At 70.6% G+C, this 16,939-nt stretch carries 22 protein-coding genes and 1 tRNA gene; 16 read left to right on the top strand and 7 right to left on the bottom strand.

Translation table 11 applies throughout. From position 1 onward, the window contains the following. Positions 1–119: 119 nt before the first annotated feature. The 3 genes from OHN74_RS22450 to OHN74_RS22440 are packed head-to-tail and all read right to left on the bottom strand — an operon-like array spanning position 120 to position 4,155. A complete protein-coding gene (locus tag OHN74_RS22450) occupies positions 120–926 on the bottom strand; it encodes an SDR family NAD(P)-dependent oxidoreductase (protein ID WP_327696346.1) in 807 nt (268 codons plus the stop codon). A gap of 20 nt (positions 927–946) precedes the next feature. Continuing rightward, positions 947–1,447 (bottom strand): cupin domain-containing protein, encoded by a 501-nt coding sequence (locus OHN74_RS22445; protein ID WP_327696345.1) that lies wholly within the window; start codon positions 1,445–1,447, stop codon positions 947–949. Then, positions 1,444–4,155, bottom strand: a complete 2,712-nt coding sequence (locus OHN74_RS22440) for a GNAT family N-acetyltransferase (protein WP_327696344.1) — start codon at positions 4,153–4,155, stop codon at positions 1,444–1,446. Before OHN74_RS22440 ends, OHN74_RS22445 begins: the two co-directional genes overlap by 4 nt. Positions 4,156–4,303: 148 nt before the next feature. Between OHN74_RS22440 and OHN74_RS22435 the strand changes: the two genes are divergently transcribed. The 4 genes from OHN74_RS22435 (at position 4,304) to OHN74_RS22420 (ending at position 6,269) form a co-directional block, all read left to right on the top strand. After that, on the top strand, positions 4,304–5,029 hold the full coding sequence (locus tag OHN74_RS22435; protein WP_327700231.1) for a siderophore-interacting protein: 726 nt from the start codon (positions 4,304–4,306) through the stop codon (positions 5,027–5,029). A 43-nt stretch (positions 5,030–5,072) separates the two neighbouring features. After that, entirely contained in the window at positions 5,073–5,666 is a 594-nt protein-coding gene (locus OHN74_RS22430; protein WP_327696343.1) for an HhH-GPD-type base excision DNA repair protein, read from the top strand. 66 nt (positions 5,667–5,732) lie between these two features. After that, positions 5,733–6,071, top strand: a complete 339-nt coding sequence (locus OHN74_RS22425) for a hypothetical protein (protein ID WP_327696342.1) — start codon at positions 5,733–5,735, stop codon at positions 6,069–6,071. Between the two features lie 66 nt (positions 6,072–6,137). Next, positions 6,138–6,269 carry a hypothetical protein gene (locus OHN74_RS22420; RefSeq protein WP_327696341.1) on the top strand — a complete coding sequence of 44 codons (132 nt, stop codon included), beginning with the start codon at positions 6,138–6,140 and terminating at the stop codon, positions 6,267–6,269. A gap of 28 nt (positions 6,270–6,297) precedes the next feature. On the opposite strand, the gene OHN74_RS22415 is transcribed toward OHN74_RS22420, so the two are convergent. Beyond that, entirely contained in the window at positions 6,298–7,953 is a 1,656-nt protein-coding gene (locus OHN74_RS22415; protein WP_327696340.1) for a helicase HerA-like domain-containing protein, read from the bottom strand. A 104-nt stretch (positions 7,954–8,057) separates the two neighbouring features. Here OHN74_RS22415 and OHN74_RS22410 point away from each other — a divergent pair, with 104 nt between their 5' ends. Beyond that, positions 8,058–8,354 carry a type II toxin-antitoxin system VapB family antitoxin gene (locus OHN74_RS22410; protein ID WP_006377352.1) on the top strand — a complete coding sequence of 99 codons (297 nt, stop codon included), beginning with the start codon at positions 8,058–8,060 and terminating at the stop codon, positions 8,352–8,354. 137 nt (positions 8,355–8,491) lie between these two features. Then, entirely contained in the window at positions 8,492–9,142 is a 651-nt protein-coding gene (locus OHN74_RS22405) for a LytR C-terminal domain-containing protein (RefSeq protein WP_327696338.1), read from the top strand. A gap of 29 nt (positions 9,143–9,171) precedes the next feature. Here OHN74_RS22405 and upp read toward each other — a convergent pair whose 3' ends face one another. Further along, a complete protein-coding gene (gene upp / locus OHN74_RS22400; protein WP_327696337.1) occupies positions 9,172–9,807 on the bottom strand; it encodes a uracil phosphoribosyltransferase in 636 nt (211 codons plus the stop codon). Positions 9,808–9,962: 155 nt separating this feature from the next. On the opposite strand from upp, the gene OHN74_RS22395 reads away from it, so the two are divergent. From OHN74_RS22395 to OHN74_RS22355, 9 genes are all read left to right on the top strand, one after another. Beyond that, entirely contained in the window at positions 9,963–10,148 is a 186-nt protein-coding gene (locus tag OHN74_RS22395; protein ID WP_327696336.1) for a hypothetical protein, read from the top strand. Between the two features lie 263 nt (positions 10,149–10,411). Next, the gene (locus OHN74_RS22390) at positions 10,412–10,960 is read left to right on the top strand and encodes a tRNA adenosine deaminase-associated protein (protein WP_327696335.1); all 549 of its coding nucleotides are present in this window, start codon (positions 10,412–10,414) and stop codon (positions 10,958–10,960) included. A gap of 65 nt (positions 10,961–11,025) precedes the next feature. Continuing rightward, entirely contained in the window at positions 11,026–11,460 is a 435-nt protein-coding gene (gene tadA / locus OHN74_RS22385) for a tRNA adenosine(34) deaminase TadA (RefSeq protein WP_327696334.1), read from the top strand. Positions 11,461–11,545: 85 nt separating this feature from the next. Continuing rightward, positions 11,546–11,630, top strand: a tRNA-Ser gene (locus OHN74_RS22380). 95 nt (positions 11,631–11,725) lie between these two features. After that, positions 11,726–11,902, top strand: coding sequence for a hypothetical protein (locus tag OHN74_RS22375; RefSeq protein ID WP_327696333.1), 177 nt, complete (start codon positions 11,726–11,728; stop codon positions 11,900–11,902). A gap of 36 nt (positions 11,903–11,938) precedes the next feature. After that, the gene (locus OHN74_RS22370; RefSeq protein WP_327696332.1) at positions 11,939–12,232 is read left to right on the top strand and encodes a Dabb family protein; all 294 of its coding nucleotides are present in this window, start codon (positions 11,939–11,941) and stop codon (positions 12,230–12,232) included. Positions 12,233–12,391: 159 nt separating this feature from the next. Beyond that, positions 12,392–13,285 carry an RNA polymerase sigma factor SigF gene (locus OHN74_RS22365; RefSeq protein ID WP_327696331.1) on the top strand — a complete coding sequence of 298 codons (894 nt, stop codon included), beginning with the start codon at positions 12,392–12,394 and terminating at the stop codon, positions 13,283–13,285. Positions 13,286–13,577: 292 nt separating this feature from the next. After that, positions 13,578–14,495 carry an RNA polymerase sigma factor SigF gene (locus OHN74_RS22360; protein WP_327696330.1) on the top strand — a complete coding sequence of 306 codons (918 nt, stop codon included), beginning with the start codon at positions 13,578–13,580 and terminating at the stop codon, positions 14,493–14,495. Between the two features lie 98 nt (positions 14,496–14,593). Next, the gene (locus OHN74_RS22355; RefSeq protein WP_327696329.1) at positions 14,594–15,358 is read left to right on the top strand and encodes a hypothetical protein; all 765 of its coding nucleotides are present in this window, start codon (positions 14,594–14,596) and stop codon (positions 15,356–15,358) included. A 47-nt stretch (positions 15,359–15,405) separates the two neighbouring features. Here OHN74_RS22355 and OHN74_RS22350 read toward each other — a convergent pair whose 3' ends face one another. Next, positions 15,406–15,951: a GntR family transcriptional regulator gene (locus OHN74_RS22350; RefSeq protein WP_327696328.1), complete on the bottom strand. Its 546-nt coding sequence runs from the start codon at positions 15,949–15,951 to the stop codon at positions 15,406–15,408. A gap of 60 nt (positions 15,952–16,011) precedes the next feature. After that, on the bottom strand, positions 16,012–16,218 hold the full coding sequence (locus OHN74_RS22345) for a hypothetical protein (RefSeq protein WP_327696327.1): 207 nt from the start codon (positions 16,216–16,218) through the stop codon (positions 16,012–16,014). 209 nt (positions 16,219–16,427) lie between these two features. Between OHN74_RS22345 and OHN74_RS22340 the strand changes: the two genes are divergently transcribed. Further along, positions 16,428–16,922, top strand: coding sequence for a MarR family winged helix-turn-helix transcriptional regulator (locus OHN74_RS22340; protein ID WP_327696326.1), 495 nt, complete (start codon positions 16,428–16,430; stop codon positions 16,920–16,922). The last annotated feature ends 17 nt before the right edge of the window (positions 16,923–16,939 follow it).

Here is a 16,939-nt window from a genome sequence, read left to right as displayed (position 1 = left end):
CCTTCGTTCCGTAGTCGGCCCACGTACCTTCTCCGTCTTCGGGACTTTTCGGCTCTCGTATACGTACGGACGATCCTGACGCCCCGCTCACCCCGCCGGAACCGGATTCGCCGTGGTCTTCACCACGTGGGACGGGCGGACACCCCACCGTCCACGACCAGGTCGTGCCCGCTCACCCAGGAAGCCAGCCGGGAGGCGAGGAACACGCACGCGTCACCGATGTCCTCGGGCCGCCCCAACCTCCTTACGGGCGCCGCCTGTTGCCATCGCCGCACTCCGTCGGGCCAGTCGTCCGCCAGCCCCTCCCGGTCGACGAGGCCGGGCGAGACGGTGTTGACGCGGATGCCGTAGCGCCCGTACTCCAGAGCCGCCGACCGGGCGTGCGTCACGACCGCCGCCTTCGAGGCGCTGTAGTGCGCGTGGCCGGGCGCCGGGTGCGCGGCCTCGATGGACGCGATGTGCGTGACACTGCCCCCGCCCCCGCCCCCGTCCGCGCCCCGGCCCTCCTGCTCCCGCATGATCTCCGCGGCGGCCTGTGTGCACGCGAAGACGCTGAGGAGGTTGGTGTCGACGACCGCCCGCCAGTCCGCGGCCGTCATCCCGGCCAGCTCCTGGACCGGCTGCACGCCCGCGTTGTTGACCAGCGCGTCGAGCCGCCCGCCACCCCACTCGGCGGCCTCCCGCACCACCCGTCGGCACTCGTCCTCGACGGTGAGATCACCGCGCAGTACGACGGCCCGGCCGCCCGCCTCCTCGATCCGCGCGGCCACTTCGCGCGCACCCTCGTCCGACGTCCGGCAGTGCACGGCGACGGCGGCCCCCTCCGCCGCGAACCGCGACGCGACCCCGCGCCCGATCCCGCCACCGCCCCCGGTGACAAGGGCGACCTGACCGGCGAGAAGACCCGCAGAACTCGCAGAACTCATGGATGGGATCATGGATGGCCTCATGGGCGACACAGTGCCTGGATGCGGGCCGCCTCGGCCGGATAACGCGCGGCCAGTTCGACGGCGTCGCCGTGCTCGTACCCCTCGTACGTGAACCCGGGCGCCATCGTGCACCCGAAGAACGTCCACGCGCCGCCCTCGACGACCCGCGCGCCCATCCAAGTCCCGGCGGGAACGGTGAGCTGAGGCTCCTGCCCGTGCAGGAGATCCGGGCCGAGCACCGCCGTCCGGGAGGTGCCGTCCGGTGCGAGAAGCAGCAGTCGCAGCGGATCACCGAGGTAGAAGTGCCAGATCTCGTCCGACGGCAGCCGGTGCAGCGCCGAGAAGTCGCCGGGCGCGGCGGTCAGCAGCGCGACGATCGCCGTGCCCTCCGGCCGCCCGTCGGCCCGCTCGGGCCCCTCCCAGGTACGCCGGAACAGCCCGCCCTCACGCGGGATCGGCTCCAGCCCGTAGTGGGCGATCAGGTCGGCGGGCGTCGGGTTTCCGGAGGTCGAGGTCACCCGGGAAAAGCTACCTCCCGGGACAGGAAAGCCAGTTGGGCGCGCTTCTCCGGCAGATACACGTCCGGCAGGTCGATCTCGGGCAGGACGACCACGGGCCCGGCCACGAACCCCTGCCGCAGAAATCGGGCTACGGCCTTCTCGTTCCCCACATCGGGATCGACCACGACCCGCCGCCGCCCGAGCACGACCAGCACGTACTGGGCCAGCACCGCCATCAGCGCGGCCGACCACCCGGGCCGCCCGCCCTCCGCCCCGGCGGGCGCGAGCAGCAGATGTACGCCGATGTCGCCGGGCTCGACGGCGTAGCACTCGCTCACCCGGTCGGCCTCGGGCTCGTACGTCTGGAGCAGCCCGACCGCCGTTCCGTCCTGGACCAGCAGGTAGGCGTGATGGGTGTCGAGGGTGTCCAAGTGGCCGTAGATCTCGGCGACCTGCTCCTCACTGAGCCCGTTCATGCCCCAGAAGGCGGACCGCGGCTCACTCACCCACCCGTGCACCACCCCGGCGTCGGCGACGGGGTCGAGGCGCAGCACGCGCACGGTCCCGAACCCGTCGGCCACCTGCTCGTGGACGGCGGCGCGGGCCTCGTACATCGACGTCGGCCTCGGCGGGTACTCCCGCGTCAGCCGGGCCCAGTCGGTGACGACCGGGACGAGGTCCCCCCTTGTCCACAGGGGGAGTTGATCGCGGTGGTGGGCGGAGCCGGGCACCCCGGAGGCCCCGAAGGGCACCACCCAGAGGCTGTCCTCACGCCGGGCCAGGTCCCAGACGTACCTGGCGGCGGGCCCGCGCGCGCTGAGGTCGGTGAGCCCGGGGACGGAGGAGGTGCAGAGTACGCAGTCGTGGTCGCCCGAGAGCCCCGGTTCGTCGTACGCGGAGTGCGGGGAGGTGGCCGACGCCCGCCAGGGGGCCAGCCGGTGACGCTCGCCCCAGGTCACGGACACCGCCTCGGCAGCCACCTCGGCGAGAGCTTCCCTGACCGCGGCGGCGCGATCGATGCCGTACAACTCCCGCGCCTTCAGGAGCCCTTCGAGTGCGAAGGCGATCCGGGGGAGCAGCGCGAGCCAGGGGAGGAAGACCTCGGGGTACGGGGGCGGGTCGGCCAGTGCGGCGAAGGCGGGGTGGGCGGCGAGGCGGCGTACGACGGCGGAGCGCAGGGCGGCGTACGCAGCCGCCTCCGTGCTGTCGGCGTCCATCCGGCGGTCCCAGCGCAGGAGTTGGTCACGGAGGGCCGTCTCCTCGGGGGTGAGTCCGTCGAGGTCGGCGAGGAGGTCGAGGAGCGGGGCGGCGGAGGCGAGGTGGGTGTCCATGTGGAGTGCGGGCAGCTCGGCCGCCGACCACCGGTCCCTCTCCTCCAGCAGGGCGCGGATCCGGGCGGCCCGGTGCGGCGGCGCGAACTCGACGCCGAGGGGGGTCGCGGGTCCGCGCTGGTTGGCCATGACGGCGAGGCCGTCGTCGACGGTGCCGTACGGCGTCTCGTGCCGGCCGTGCCACTCGTGACCGGGTTCCCAGGCCCGCACGAGCCGGGTCCGGTTGGCCTCGGCGCGGACGGGGACATGGCCCGCGACCCGGTGCAGCAGCCCGCCCTCGGTGTCGGCGGCCTGGACGACGTTGACGGGCTCGGCCCACAGGTCGACGGCCCTGTCGACGTCGGCGACGCTGCGGGCGCGGAGCAGGGGGAGAAGGGCGGAGAAGCCGAGGTCGCCGGTGACGCGGGGCGGACAACGCAGACTAATCGTTTCTGCACGATCGCCATCATCGCCATGATGTTCATCGGGACCGATCACCACCGGTCCCCGCCGGGTCTCGATCACCTCCACCTCGACCGGTTCGCCGCCCGCGACGTCGACGACCTCGACGTGCACGTCGGCGGCTCGCCACTCACCGTCCGGATCGAGTGCCTCGACTCCCTTACGCGCAAGGGGAGTCCCCGTACGGCGAAGTCGCTCCACGTACAGGTCCTGGTAGTCGGCCATGGCGTTGGTGATGGCCCAGGCGACCGTGCCGGTGTGGCCGAAGTGGGCGATGCCGGGAACGCCCGGGACGGCCAAGCCGACGACGTCGAACTCGGGGCAGGACAGCCGCACTTGTTGATAGACGCCGGGAGCCTCGATGTAGCGGTGCGGGTCGCCCGCGATCAACGGGAGTCCGGTGACCGACCGTTCGCCGCTCACCAGCCAGCCGTTGCTGCCGGAGGTGCCGGGTCCGTCGGTGGCGAACAGGGCGATGGCGTCGGCGCCGAGATGTGCCGCGACCTGTTCGCGCCAGAGCTTGGCCGGGAAACCGGCGAACAGGATGTGTGTGGCGAGCCAGACACCGAGCGGGGTCCAGGGCTCCCAGCGGCCGGGGGCGAGCCCGGTCGCGGCGAACTCGGGTGCGGCGACGGCCCCTTGCGCCAACCCCTCATTGACACCTTCCGCGTACGCCCGCACCCAGGCCGCGGTCTCGGGGTCCCGTCCCTCCAGGGTGGCGTAGCAGCGGCGGGCGGTGTCGTCGAGGCGGGCGCGTCTGGCGAAGACGTCCCAGCCGACCGCCTCGGCGCCGAGGAAGGCCGCCGAGGTGCCCTGGGCGCGGTGACGCTCGACCTCCAGCTGCCAGGCCCGGTCGAGGGCGGTGACGCGGCCCTGGCCACGGGCGAGTTCGAACGCGTCGCCGGCACGCAGGTGCGGGATCCCCCAGGCGTCGCGGTAGATCTCGGTGGCCATATCTGCATCCTCACGGGGTCCGAAACTGTGCTTTAGGTTAGCCTTACCTAAGTAAGCCGTGTGGGAATCGTACGTGAGGGGTGAGGAAGTCGTGGCGCAGGGGCAGAGACAGGTACAGGGACAGCGAAACCGGCAGGAAAAGGGTCAGATCCAGGGACGGCGCGGCTGGGAGGGCGCTGTCCTCAAGCTCTTCCGGGGCAAGGACTTCGTGTTCACCGTGACGGGCGCCGAGGACGTCACCCCGCACTACCGGCGCCTCCATCTCACCGACGGCGGCATGCTTTCGGCCACCGGCGTCCACCCCACGATGTGGGTCCGGCTGTGGTTCGACAACGCGGGCAAGCCGCACCAGCGGGCGTACACACTGGTCGACCCGGACCCCGAGACGGGCACGTTCAGCCTTGAGTTCGCGCTCCACGACGGATGCGCCAGCGACTGGGCGCGGGCCGCGAAGCCCGGGGACACCATCGGGGCGACGGTCCAGGGAACCGGCTTCACACGGCCCCGGCCGGAGCCCTCGCACGTCTTCGCGATCGGCGACCCGGCATCGCTGCCCGCGCTCAACTCCCTCCTGGACGCGCTGGGTCCGGTCCCGGCGACGATCTGGTTCGAGTCGGACCACGGCACCGACGGCTACCCCTTCCGCACCATCACCGACATCCACGACCTCCGCCCGGTGCCCCGCCTGGACGCGGGTGCCCACCTGGTATCCGAGGTCCGCTCCGCCTTCCCTGACCTCCTGAGGCGCACCGCCGACCCGTACGTCTGGACAGCCTGCGACACGGTCACGACCCGGACCCTGACCGGCTACTTCCGCAAGGAGGCGGGGCTGCCGAAGCAGCGGGTGCACGGGCTGGGCTACTGGCAGCCGTAGCCGCAACCGGGCACCCCCGCCCCGATCGGGGCATGATCGACCCATGGACGTCACTCTCCACCTCGCCCAGGACCCCGAGGCCGACGCGCTCCTCGGCCGCAGCCCGCTCGCCGCGCTGACCGGCATGCTGCTGGACCAGCAGGTGCCGATGGAGTGGGCGTTCAAAGGACCATCGACGATCGCCCAGCGCCTCGGCGCCGACGACCTCGACGCACACGAGATCGCGGCGTACGACCCCGAGGCCTTCGCCGCGCTCCTCTCCGACAAACCGGCCGTCCACCGCTACCCGGGGTCGATGGCCAAGCGCGTCCAGCAGCTCTGCCAGTACCTCGTCGAGCACTACGACGGTGACGCCGAGGGAGTCTGGCGGGACGCGACGACCGGCCAGGAACTGCTGAAGCGCCTCACCGACCTGCCGGGCTTCGGCAAGCAGAAGGCCCAGATCTTCCTGGCCCTCCTCGGCAAGCAGCTCGGCGTCCGGCCCGAGGGCTGGCGCGAGGCCGCCGGCGCGTACGGCGAACCGGAGTCCTTCCGCTCCGTCGCCGACATCACCGGCCCCGAGTCCCTGACCAAGGTCCGGGCCCACAAGCAGGAGATGAAGGCGGCGGCGAGGGCCGCGAAGGCCTCCGGCAAGTAGCAGCCATCCGGGCGGTTCTCCCCGCCGGTGGGATGAGCGACGTCCCGCGCACGGGAGACACACCCCGTGAGCACCGTCGCACCGCAGGCTCTCGGTCACGCCCGTCGGCGTGCCTGGCTGCGGGCGTTCGTCCTGCTGCTCGCCCTGTCCCTGCCGGGCGGGTACGCGGGCGCCCAGGCGGTGCCCCTCTCCGCGACGGTGACCGAGAGCGGCTCGCCCGTCTTCGAGTACGACGCCCTGGACACCGTGCCGCGGCCGGTGACGCGGGGCACCGCCCGTAACGTACCGCCGCGGCCCGCACCGGCCCCGGCCCCGGCTCCCACCGCCCGGCCCCTGCCGCCACCCCGCATCGCACCCACCCCTCCTTCCCTGCGAGCCCTGCGCTCGGTGGTCCTGCGCTGCTGACGGACCCGGCTCCCCCGGTCCATCAGTCAGTCACTCCGTACGACACACGGGACAAGGAACACCGACATGGCGATCGACCCCTACGTGCTCCTGCGCGCCCTGTTGCGCGCCGAGGCCGTACGCAACGCACCGAAACCGCAGGTCAAGGAGGCCAAGGAGGTCAAGCCGCAGCAGCCCGCGGAGCAGCCGGGCCACTGACCGGGCGGCGGGGGCGGGGCCTCTGCGGCTACCGCCTCCGCCGTGCCGTGCCGAAGAGGGAGCGGGTGATCTCGCGCCCGATCTGCGTCCCCAGGGACCGGGCCAGCGACTTGAACACGCCGCTGCCCACCACCTGCTGGACGACCGAGGGATCCTCCTTGGGCGCCGCAGGCGCCTTGGACTCCTTGGGCCTCATCTCGTCCGGACCCTTGGCGCCGCCGGCTCCCCCGGAGGGCTTCGCCGCCGCCAGCCTCTCGTACGCCGACTCTCTGTCCACAGCCTGTGCGTAACGGTCGTGGAGCTGCGAGGCCCTGACCGCCTGGTCGAGGACCCCAGCGTCGACCGGGCCCATCAGGGACTCGGGGGCGCGCAGCCGGGTCGCGGCGACCGGGGTCGGGGCGCCCTTCTCGCTCAGGACGGTGACCACCGCCTCACCCGTCCCGAGGCCGGTGAGCAGTTCCTCCAGGTCGTACGCCGAGTTCGGGAAGGTCTTCACCGTGGCCTTGAGGGCCTTCTGGTCGTCCGGGGTGAAGGCACGCAGCGCGTGCTGGACGCGGTTGCCGAGCTGGGCGAGGACATCGGCGGGAACGTCCTTCGGCGTCTGCGTCACGAAGAAGACGCCCACCCCCTTCGAGCGGATGAGGCGCACGGTCTGGGTGATCGCGTCCAGGAAGGCCTTCGACGCGTCGTTGAAGAGCAGATGCGCCTCGTCGAAGAAGAAGACGAGCTTGGGTTTGTCGGAGTCCCCGACCTCCGGGAGATCGTGGAAGAGGTCGGCCAGCAGCCACATCAGGAAGGTGGAGAACAGCTGCGGCCGGTCCTGTACGGCGGGCAGTTCGAGCACCGAGACCATGCCCCGGCCGTCCGACGCCGTACGCAGCAACTCGGCCGTGTCGAACTCCGGTTCGCCGAAGAAGTCCGCCATGCCCTGCGCCTCGAAGGCGGTGAGGGACCGCAGGATCACCCCGGCCGTGGCCGTCGAGAGTCCGCCGATGCCCTTCAGCTCCTCCTTGCCCTCGTCGGAGGTGAGGAAGGCGACGACGGCCCGCAGGTCCTTCAGGTCGAGCAGCTCCAGCCCCTTCTGGTCGGCGTAGTGGAAGACCAGGCCGAGTGACTGCTCCTGGGTCTGGTTGAGCTGGAGCACCTTGGACAGCAGCACCGGGCCGAAACTGGTGATCGTGGCCCGCACCGGGATGCCGTGGCCGAGACCGCCCAGGGCGTAGAACTCGGCGGGGAAACCGGTCGCCGTCCACTTCTGGTGCACCTCGGCGGCACGGGACGCGACCCTGTCGTTCATCGTCCCCGGCGCGGAGATCCCGGAGACGTCACCCTTCACATCGGCCAGGAAAACGGGCACACCTTGGGCGCTGAGCTGTTCGGCGATCAGCTGGAGCGTCTTGGTCTTGCCGGTCCCGGTGGCCCCCGCGACCAGACCGTGCCGGTTGAGCATGGGCAGCGGGATGCGGATCTGGGCGTCCGGGAGGCACGTCCCGTCCCACAGCAGGGCGCCCAGATCGAGTGCCGGGCCGGTGAAGGCGTACCCGGCGGCGATCTCCAGAGCGGGCCGGGGGAGCGCGGGAGCGCTCCCAGGGGCACGGGGTGGCGAACCGGGCGCGTTTGCCGGTGGCAAGGACTCCGTCACGGCCTCCGTGGTGGCCGATGGCACGGTCTCGCTGTCGCTCATGTCGGGCCCCTCTTCCGTTTTGCCCCGCTTTACAGCATCTTTTCCAGCGTCGCACTCCGTCTCCATGGCTGCGCCCGGAACGTCTGGACCGGTAGGCTTTCCGTGTGATCTTCAAGCGCATCGGAAACGGCCGGCCGTACCCCGACCACGGCCGGGAAAGCACCCGGCAGTGGGCGGACGTCGCGCCGCGCCCGGTCCGCCTCGATCAGCTCGTGACGACCAAGGGCCAGCTCGACCTGGAAACCCTGCTCGCCGAGGACTCGACGTTCTACGGCGACCTCTTCGCGCATGTCGTGAAGTGGCAGGGCGACCTGTATCTGGAGGACGGTCTGCACCGCGCGGTCAGGGCGGCCCTCCAGCAACGTCAGGTGCTGCACGCCCGCGTCCTCGAAATGGACTGACGGACGGTCCGGCGGAGGGCCTCACGCGGGGCCCTACAGCCTTTCTCGCGACGCTTATTGGCCCTTTCGGGTAGTACTGCGGCCGGGTCAATGATCATTTAGTAGGCATCGCCGCCCGGGCGCACTACGCTGCGCCCATGAGCATGCTGACTCCCCCCGGAATGGGCGGCCAGTACCGCATCACGGGGGACAAGTACCCGCGGATGCGCCGACCCCGGGGGCGCCGCAGGTTCGTGCTCGGACTCGTGGCCTCCGTCGCCGCCCTCGGCCTGATCGGCTGGGGCACCTTGCAGCTCATCGACGTCTTCACCGGCGGCGGCAGCAAGGCCACGGCAGCGGGACCGAAGTCGGACTGCGCCACCAAAGCGACTCCGACGGCCACGGCGCCGACGGCGCCCAGAACGCTGCCCAAGCCCGGCGGGATCACCGTCAACGTCCTGAACGCCACGCCCCGCAGCGGCCTGGCCAAGCAGGCCGCCGACGAGCTGCGCAGGCGCGGCTTCCGCATCGGCGACGTCGGCAACGCGCCCAAGGCCTACGACAAGAAGATCGCCGGAGCCGGAATAGTGCTCGGCGCGAAGTCGGCCGCCCGGGCCGCCCTGCCCGTGCTCGGCACCCAGCTGGCCGGCGCCCAGGTGAAGACCGACGCGCGTGCGTCGGCCACCGAGGTCGACCTGCTCATCGGCACCAAGTTCACGGCCCTGACCAGCAAAAAGGACGCCGACCAGGCCCTGGCCGCACTGACCGGTCCCGCGCCGACGCCCTCCAGCACCCAGAAGAGCTGCTGAGCCTCGTACTCCGTACTGCCTGTTCGGTACTACTCGGCCGCGCCGTACAGCCGGTCGCCCGCGTCGCCGAGGCCCGGGACGATGTAGCCGTGCTCGTTCAGGCGCTCGTCGATCGAGGCCGTCACCACGGTCACCGGGGTGCCCGCCAGCTCGCGTTCCATGACCTCGACGCCCTCCGGGGCGGCCAGCAGGACCACGGCCGTCACATCGTCGGCGCCGCGCTTGATCAGCTCCTGGATCGCCGCGACCAGGGTGCCGCCGGTGGCGAGCATCGGGTCGAGGACGTACACCTGGCGCCCGGAGAGGTCCTCCGGCATGCGGGTGGCGTACGTGGACGCCTGGAGCGTCTCCTCGTCGCGCACCATGCCCATGAAGCCCACCTCGGCGGTCGGCAGCAGCCGGACCATGCCGTCCAGCATGCCGAGACCGGCCCGCAGGATCGGCACCACCAGCGGGCGCGGGTAGGACAGCTTGACGCCCGTGGTCGAGGCGACCGGCGTCGTGATGTCGACCTGTTCGGTACGCACGTCGCGCGTGGCCTCGTAGGCGAGCAGGGTGACCAGCTCGTCGGCGAGACGGCGGAAGGTCGCGGAGTCGGTGCGCTGGTCGCGCAAGGTGGTGAGCTTGTGGGCGACCAGAGGGTGGTCGACGACGTGGAGACGCATGTCCCTAACAGTAGCCGTGGTCACGTACAGCGGCCCGCTCCCCCATACAGCGGTTCCGCTTCCCCGTACAGCGACTCCGCTCCCCCTCACCCCTCCGCTGGCATCAAACCGCCCGGGGGAGGGAAGGTGGATGGACGGATTGGGGGTGTCTGCCCATGCCTGACCAGGAACCCGACCGCGACCGGAAAGCGTCGGAGACCGAGGCCGAACGGCGTCGACGCCGGGCCGTCTTCCTGCGCGAGCTGACCGAGGCACGCGAGTTGCGCGACCGTGTCCAGCCCCGCCGCGCCAAGGCCGCCCGCCTCCGCCACGCCATGCGCATGCGTACGTTCCGCTGGTAGTACGCGCGTTGAAGGGGTAGCCGTGCGAGGGCGGTGAGGGAAGCCGGTTACGATCCGCTGGTGGCAGCAACGAGAGCGCTGCTGAAGGGCTCGACCGACAAGCGATCAAAAGAGCCGGACACAGGGTGGCGAAGACGTCCCCTGAACGCTCCGTTTCTGCCACGATTCCGAGTGGGTGGGGCTCGGCGCACAGCCTGCCCCGCCCGTAACCTCCGCCGGGGGGACCCCCAACCGGCACGCCTAGGAACAGTGGGAGAGTCACGGTGTACTTCGCCGCACTGCTCGCGCGCACCGAAGACGGGTGGGAAGCGAGCGACACAGAGCTCGACGATGTGGAAACCCTGTCGGACCTGGCCGAACTGGCCCGTGAAGCCTCCCCCGAGGACGACACGGTGCTGGTGCTCATCGAGCAGGAGGACGCCTGGTTCGGCGTCGTCCGCATCGACGGCGAGGACGACCCCCGGATCTACGTCTCCGACGCCGCCGCCGCTTCTCGTAGTTCGTACGGTGAGATCCTGCTCACGGCCGAGCTGCTCGGCCGTGATCCGGACACCGACGAGCCGGATCTCGACGCCCTCGACCTCGACGGCACCGAGGACGGTGAGTCGGACTCCGATCCGGACACCGACTCCGACGATGAGGACACCATCGCCCCCGCCGACGCGGTGCCGCACGGCCCCGTGGGGGACCCGGTGATCCTCGACGACCTCGGCGTCGGCGAGAAGGAACTGCGCGCCCTGGACGCCGACGACGCGCTGAGCGCGATCGCCGAGGCCCTGGGAGCGTCGGAGGTCCTGGAGACGGTGCGCTGAGCCAGGAGGGCCCGACGACCGACGAAGGGACGCCCGACCCGGTACGTGATCCGTGGCGGGCCGCGATGCGGCTCGCCATGGCCGAGGCCGGGCGGGCCGCCCTGGGCGGTGACGTCCCCGTCGGCGCCGTCGTCCTGGCCGCCGATGGTACGACGGTGCTCGCGGCCGGGCACAACGAGCGCGAGGCGACGGGCGATCCGACCGCGCACGCGGAGGTCCTCGCGCTGCGGCGGGCCGCGGCGAAGCTCGGGGAGTGGCGGCTCACCGGCTGCACGCTCGTCGTCACGCTGGAGCCCTGCACGATGTGCGCGGGCGCCCTCGTGCAGTCGCGGATCGACCGGGTCGTCTACGGCGCCCGCGACGAGAAGGCGGGCGCCGCCGGCTCCCTCTGGGACGTCGTACGCGACCGCCGCCTCAACCACCGCCCCGAGGTGATCGGCGGCGTCCTCGCGGACGACTGCGCCGGCCTCCTCACCACCTTCTTCCGCCACGACCGCTGACCGCTGACACACCGGCCCACGCACCGGCGGGGGCCGACGAAAACGGATTTCGGACCACGCCACACCTTGCTGTAAGGTCTCCCTCGGTAGCGTGTCCGAGCGGCCGAAGGAGCTCGCCTCGAAAGCGAGTGTGGCGCAAGTCACCGAGGGTTCAAATCCCTCCGCTACCGCTGTAGAAGGGCCTCGCCGGATGGCGGGGCCTTTCGTGCGACATCAGTCGGGTGTCGTGCGGTCGGGTCTGGTCGGGTCTGAGGGGGAGGCCGCCGTGGCGGTGAATTCGAAGAAGATCGCCGTCTACGCAGTGGTGGTCTTCGTGCTGTATGTGATCATCACGGACCCGTCGAAGGCCGCCGACTACGTCCAGATAGCGTTCGAAGGAATCTCGAACGCGGCCAGCGCCATAGGCGACTTCATGACCTGGGTCGCCGACGGCGCCAAGTAGCAGCCAGCCAGCCCGAACAGCAGCCGGGGAGTACATGTGATCCGCCATCTGGTCCTCTTCAAGCTCAACGAGGGCGTCCAGCGCGACGAACCACGGGTCGTGGCCGGTGTCGAGGCCTTCCGCGCCCTGCCCGGCCAGATCGACGAACTCCGCTTCTGGGAGTGCGCCTGGAACATCACCGACCGCCCCATCGCCTACGACTTCGCGATCAACTCGGCGGTCGAGGACGTGGATGCGCTGAAGCGGTACCTGGAGCACCCGGCCCATCAGGCGGCTGCCGGACCTTGGCGCGAGTTCGCCACCTGGGTGATCGCCGACTACGAGTTCTGAGCCGCACGGCCGCGCAGACCGCCCCGCACCCCGGATCATCCGGGACAGTGCGGGGCTTTTTTGCGTCTTATGGGCCAACTCTTCCTCAACACGGTGTTATGGGGTGCTTGCACACAGTGCACATGTCTTGTGATGCTATGACCGCTTTTGACGGATGAGTTGACAGATGAGTTGACCGATGAAGAGGTGGCCTTGACCGTGTCGGCCAGTACTGCGCCACCCCAGGAAGCCACTGCCCGAGAAGCCACCGCCCAGGAACCCGCACCTCAGGAGCCCGCCCCCCAGCGGAGCCGGGGCGCGGACACCCGGGCGCTCACCCAGGTGCTCTTCGGCCAGCTCAAGATGCTGGAGCCGGGCACGCCGGAGCACAACCGCGTACGGGGGGCGCTCATCGAGGCGAACCTCCCGCTCGTGCGCTACGCGGCCGCCCGCTTCCGCTCCCGCAACGAGCCGATGGAGGACGTCGTCCAGGTCGGCACCATCGGTCTGATCAACGCCATCGACCGGTTCGACCCGGACCGGGGCGTGCAGTTCCCGACGTTCGCGATGCCGACCGTCATCGGCGAGATCAAGCGGTACTTCCGGGACAACGTCCGCACGGTCCACGTACCGCGCCGGCTGCACGAGCTGTGGGTGCAGGTCACCGGGGCGACGGAGGATCTGACGACGGCGTTCGGGCGTACTCCGACGACCGCCGAGATCGCCGAGCGGCTGCGGATCAGCGAGGACGACGTGCTGTCCTGCATCGAGGCCGGCCGCTCGTACCACGCGACCTCGCTGGAGGCCGCCCAGGAGGGCGACGGTCTGCCCGGTCTGGTCGACCGGCTCGGCTTCGAGGATCCCGCGCTGGACGGCGTGGAGCACCGCGATCTGGTCCGCCATCTCCTGGTCCAGCTCCCGGAACGCGAACAGCGCATCCTGCTGCTGCGTTACTACAGCAACCTCACCCAGTCGCAGATCAGCGCCGAACTGGGTGTCTCCCAGATGCACGTGTCCCGGCTACTGGCCCGTAGCTTCGCGCGGCTGCGCTCCGCGAACCGAGTCGAGGCATAGGTCGAGGCATAGTCGGGGGCACAACCGGACGCAGGAGCGAGTCGTCACCTGAGCGAGCGAATCGCCCAGTGGCGCATTTCCCGGCTTTTCTGGGGTGAAAAACTGTCAGACCCCCTTTTTCCAGGGCGGATTCGCGTCCCACATGTCGACATGTCACTACAGCGTGTTGCCGACATGTGACATTCTGCCGGAAGAGCGTTTGCCGTGGCTTCGGCTCCGGTATTCAGGTGAAGGCTGCGTTCCTCAGATCGGGAACGTCCGCCGCGACCGTCCGCGACCCAAAGGGGGTGGCATGTCCGCAGACCAGGGCAGCTCCAAGGTGCTCACGCTCACGAAGAGCGAGTCGGCGCCCGCCGAGCTTCACGACGTCCCGGCCCTTGTAGTGGAGGTCGAGGCAGAGGCAGCCCCGGCCGTCCAGGCCCTCCCGGCCGCTCCGCCGGCCACGGGGGCCATCGACACCCGCACCCTGTCCCGTTCCCTGTTCCTGCGGCTCGCCGCCCTCGACGAGAACAGCCCCGAGCGTGCGTATGTGCGGGACACCCTCATCGAGTTGAACCTCCCCCTCGTCCGGTACGCGGCGGCCCGCTTCCGCTCCCGGAACGAGCCGATGGAGGACATCGTCCAGGTCGGCACCATCGGCCTGATCAAGGCGATCGACCGCTTCGACTGCGAACGGGGCGTCGAGTTCCCGACGTTCGCGATGCCGACGGTCGTGGGCGAGATCAAGCGCTTCTTCCGCGACACCTCGTGGTCGGTACGCGTACCGCGCCGTCTGCAGGAGCTGCGGCTGGCCCTCACCAAGGCCAGCGACGAGCTCGCCCAGAAGCTCGACCGCTCCCCCACGGTGCCCGAACTCGCCGTGGTCCTGGGCGTGTCCGAGGAGGACGTGGTCGACGGCCTCGCGGTCGGCAACGCGTACACGGCCTCGTCCCTGGACTCCCCGGCCCCGGAGGACGACGGCGGCGAGGGCTCCCTGGCCGACCGCCTCGGCTACGAGGACACGGCGCTGGAGGGCGTGGAGTACCGCGAGTCCCTGAAGCCGCTGCTGGCCAAACTCCCGCCCCGTGAGCGCCGGATCATCATGTTGCGCTTCTTCGCCAACATGACCCAGTCGCAGATCGGCGAGGAGGTCGGTATCTCCCAGATGCACGTGTCACGCCTCCTGACCCGGACCCTGTCCCAGCTCCGCGAGGGCCTGATCTCCGACTGATCTCCGATCCGAGGTCCGGCTGAAGGTTTCTGCCGCAGGCCCGACCGAAGGTCCGACCGAGGGTTCACTTCTGACGGAGCATCAGCGACGATGACGCGATGCTCCGACCTACCCGCGCGACGCACGACCGCCGGGGCGCCATCGCCCTGACCACCTCGGCGGCCGTCGTGACCTGCGCCCTGGCAGGGGTGCTGGCGGCCTGCGGGGACGGCGGCGGACACGACGAGGGGTACGTCCCGGTCGAGCGACCGGCGATCGGCGGTACGGCGGTTGCTCCCACCGGGGAGGTGACGTTCGTACCGCTGGAAGGCCACAAGCCGGAATCCGCAGCGCCCGACTCACCTCCTGGGCCGGGGAGTCGGCCGCGTACACCCGCAACGGCACACCGATCACCGGCCGTTGCGGCAGCGGGCTCCAACTCCGCTCCTACGAGCACGGATTCGGCGTCGTCGGCGTCTTCTGCGCCGAACCCGACACCGACACCGACCTACGTTGCGACACCGACGTCGGCTGCCACGCCGGTGCCGACAACACCGGCGTCTTCACCGCCCGTCGGTCCCGCACATCTGATCACCGGTGCGCCGGTACGCGAGCCCACGGACAAGCGCTGGTGCGAGAAGGTGACGCTCGCCTTCCACAACACCGGCGGCTCAGCGGTGCGTTCGGGCACGGTGACGTTCGGCACGCACATCATCGACCTGCTCGGCATCGACTGGGCGACGATCGAGTCGACCGTGCCGCTCCCGACACCGATCGCGCCGGGTGCGAGGCGGGAAGAGACCTGGACGGTGTGCGTGGAGGAGTGGCGCGTGCCGTGGGGGATGCGGGTGGCGACCCGGGTGGTCGGGGTGGAGTGGGCGTAGGAGGGCGAGGGGCAGGAGGGTGCGGAGGGGGAGCCGACCCTGGCCCGCTATCCGATCCGCAGCTCGTAGCGCAGGCGTTGACGGTGAGCGGGCATGGTCATCAGGTCGGCCTGGAGGGGGCGGTCCTCGGCGTCCAGGGTGAGCCGGGTCAGCCGTAGGACGGGAGTGTCCGGGCCCACGCGCAGCGCCTGCTGCTCCGCCGCGCCGGGCAGCCCGGCCGTCACGTCCTCGCGTACTCGTACGCCCACGTGCCCGAGGCGCGCGAGCAGGGTGACAGCACCGCCGGGGATCTTGGCGACGTCCGCGAGCGCGGTGCCTCCGGCGACGGTGACCGGGTAGTAGGTGTCCGTCAACTCACAGGGTTCCCCGTCGAGTTCGATCACCCGACGCCGTACGACCACGGCCTCGCCCTCGGCGACACCGAGCAGCCCGGAGACCTCCGCGGACGCCGGCACCTCCCCGGCGTGGACGATCCGCTGCGTGCCCCGGCGGCCCCGCGCGGCGGCTTCCTCGCTCCAGGCGTCGCCCTGTCCGCTCGCCCGCGGCGCCAGATAGGGCATGGAGGTGCTGACCCAGTCGTCTGCGCGGTCCATGGCTGTACGTCCCTCCGGTGAAACGCGCCGACCGTATCGCCGGCGCGGTTCCTGTCGGTCCTACTTCAGTGCCAGCCAGGCCACCGCCGCGACCACCAGTACGGCGACGACCACGCCGACGATCAGGCCGATGCGGGGACCTGCCGGGGCAGGTGCCTGGCGGCTGCCGCCCTGGGGGGTCTCGTCGACGAACGCTCGGAACATCTGGGTGCTGCCCGCGGGGTCGTAGTTGCCCTCGGGGCCCTGGGGGTTGGGGGTGTTGGCCATGGTGCGAGACCCTAGCGAACCCGGCGGCGCCCACCCAAGTGGGCCCCCTCACTCACCGCCCCCACCTGCGCGTTTACGTTCGCCAATACTTGCCTTTGCCAAGTTTTTAGCCCACCCCTCGCCATTTCATTTGCCTGTAGCAACCAATCTTTTCTATGGTTGCCCCAAGCAACGAATATTGGCCGGACAGTCAGGACTCAGGGGGTGCGATGGCCGAGCAGACGCAGTACGAGGAGTTGGCGCGTCAGTTCAGCGCCTTCGGTGCCGTGAAGCGGGAGATGGGGCGGATCATGCCGCCCGAGTGTTCCAGCGGCTCCGCCGTCGTGCTGATGCTGCTCGACCGGCACGGGGACATGCGGATGAGCCGGCTCGCCGAGCTGCTCGCCGTCGACATGTCCGTGACCAGCCGTCATGTCGCGCACGTCGCCGGACGCGGCTGGATCGAACGGCTCCCCGACCCCGCCGACAAGCGCTCCCGCATTCTGCGGCTGACCCCGTCCGGGCACACCCAGATCGGCGAGTTGTCGCGGCGGTCCACCGAACTGCTCGCCCACCGGCTCGCCCACTGGAGCGACGAGGAGGTCGGGCAGCTCACCCTGCTCATGGGGCGGCTCCGGGAGAGCTTCGGCGCACACCCGAGCGACGCAACGCACGGCGGGACAAGCAGCGTGACAAGCGGCGCGGCAAAAGACGTAAAAGCATAAAAAGACGACGCAGTAGA

This window comes from Streptomyces sp. NBC_00459 (assembly GCF_036013955.1).
Lineage (GTDB): Bacteria > Actinomycetota > Actinomycetes > Streptomycetales > Streptomycetaceae > Streptomyces.
The sequence above is the reverse complement of the archived record's forward strand: the minus strand, read 5'-3'. Positions and strand labels throughout refer to the sequence as shown.

What these genes read in the sequence shown, in the direction of transcription:
- OHN74_RS22450 (WP_327696346.1), bottom strand. Translation starts at nt 926, where the DNA reads ATGAGTTCTGCGAGTTCTGCGGGTCTTCTCGCCGGTCAGGTCGCCCTT.
- OHN74_RS22440 (WP_327696344.1), bottom strand. Translation starts at nt 4,155, where the DNA reads ATGGCCACCGAGATCTACCGCGACGCCTGGGGGATCCCGCACCTGCGT.
- OHN74_RS22430 (WP_327696343.1), top strand. Translation starts at nt 5,073, where the DNA reads ATGGACGTCACTCTCCACCTCGCCCAGGACCCCGAGGCCGACGCGCTC.
- OHN74_RS22420 (WP_327696341.1), top strand. Translation starts at nt 6,138, where the DNA reads ATGGCGATCGACCCCTACGTGCTCCTGCGCGCCCTGTTGCGCGCCGAG.
- OHN74_RS22415 (WP_327696340.1), bottom strand. Translation starts at nt 7,953, where the DNA reads ATGAGCGACAGCGAGACCGTGCCATCGGCCACCACGGAGGCCGTGACG.
- OHN74_RS22405 (WP_327696338.1), top strand. Translation starts at nt 8,492, where the DNA reads ATGAGCATGCTGACTCCCCCCGGAATGGGCGGCCAGTACCGCATCACG.
- upp (WP_327696337.1), bottom strand. Translation starts at nt 9,807, where the DNA reads ATGCGTCTCCACGTCGTCGACCACCCTCTGGTCGCCCACAAGCTCACC.
- OHN74_RS22395 (WP_327696336.1), top strand. Translation starts at nt 9,963, where the DNA reads ATGCCTGACCAGGAACCCGACCGCGACCGGAAAGCGTCGGAGACCGAG.
- tadA (WP_327696334.1), top strand. Translation starts at nt 11,026, where the DNA reads ATGCGGCTCGCCATGGCCGAGGCCGGGCGGGCCGCCCTGGGCGGTGAC.
- OHN74_RS22360 (WP_327696330.1), top strand. Translation starts at nt 13,578, where the DNA reads ATGTCCGCAGACCAGGGCAGCTCCAAGGTGCTCACGCTCACGAAGAGC.
- OHN74_RS22355 (WP_327696329.1), top strand. Translation starts at nt 14,594, where the DNA reads ATGCTCCGACCTACCCGCGCGACGCACGACCGCCGGGGCGCCATCGCC.
- OHN74_RS22350 (WP_327696328.1), bottom strand. Translation starts at nt 15,951, where the DNA reads ATGGACCGCGCAGACGACTGGGTCAGCACCTCCATGCCCTATCTGGCG.
- OHN74_RS22345 (WP_327696327.1), bottom strand. Translation starts at nt 16,218, where the DNA reads ATGGCCAACACCCCCAACCCCCAGGGCCCCGAGGGCAACTACGACCCC.
- OHN74_RS22340 (WP_327696326.1), top strand. Translation starts at nt 16,428, where the DNA reads ATGGCCGAGCAGACGCAGTACGAGGAGTTGGCGCGTCAGTTCAGCGCC.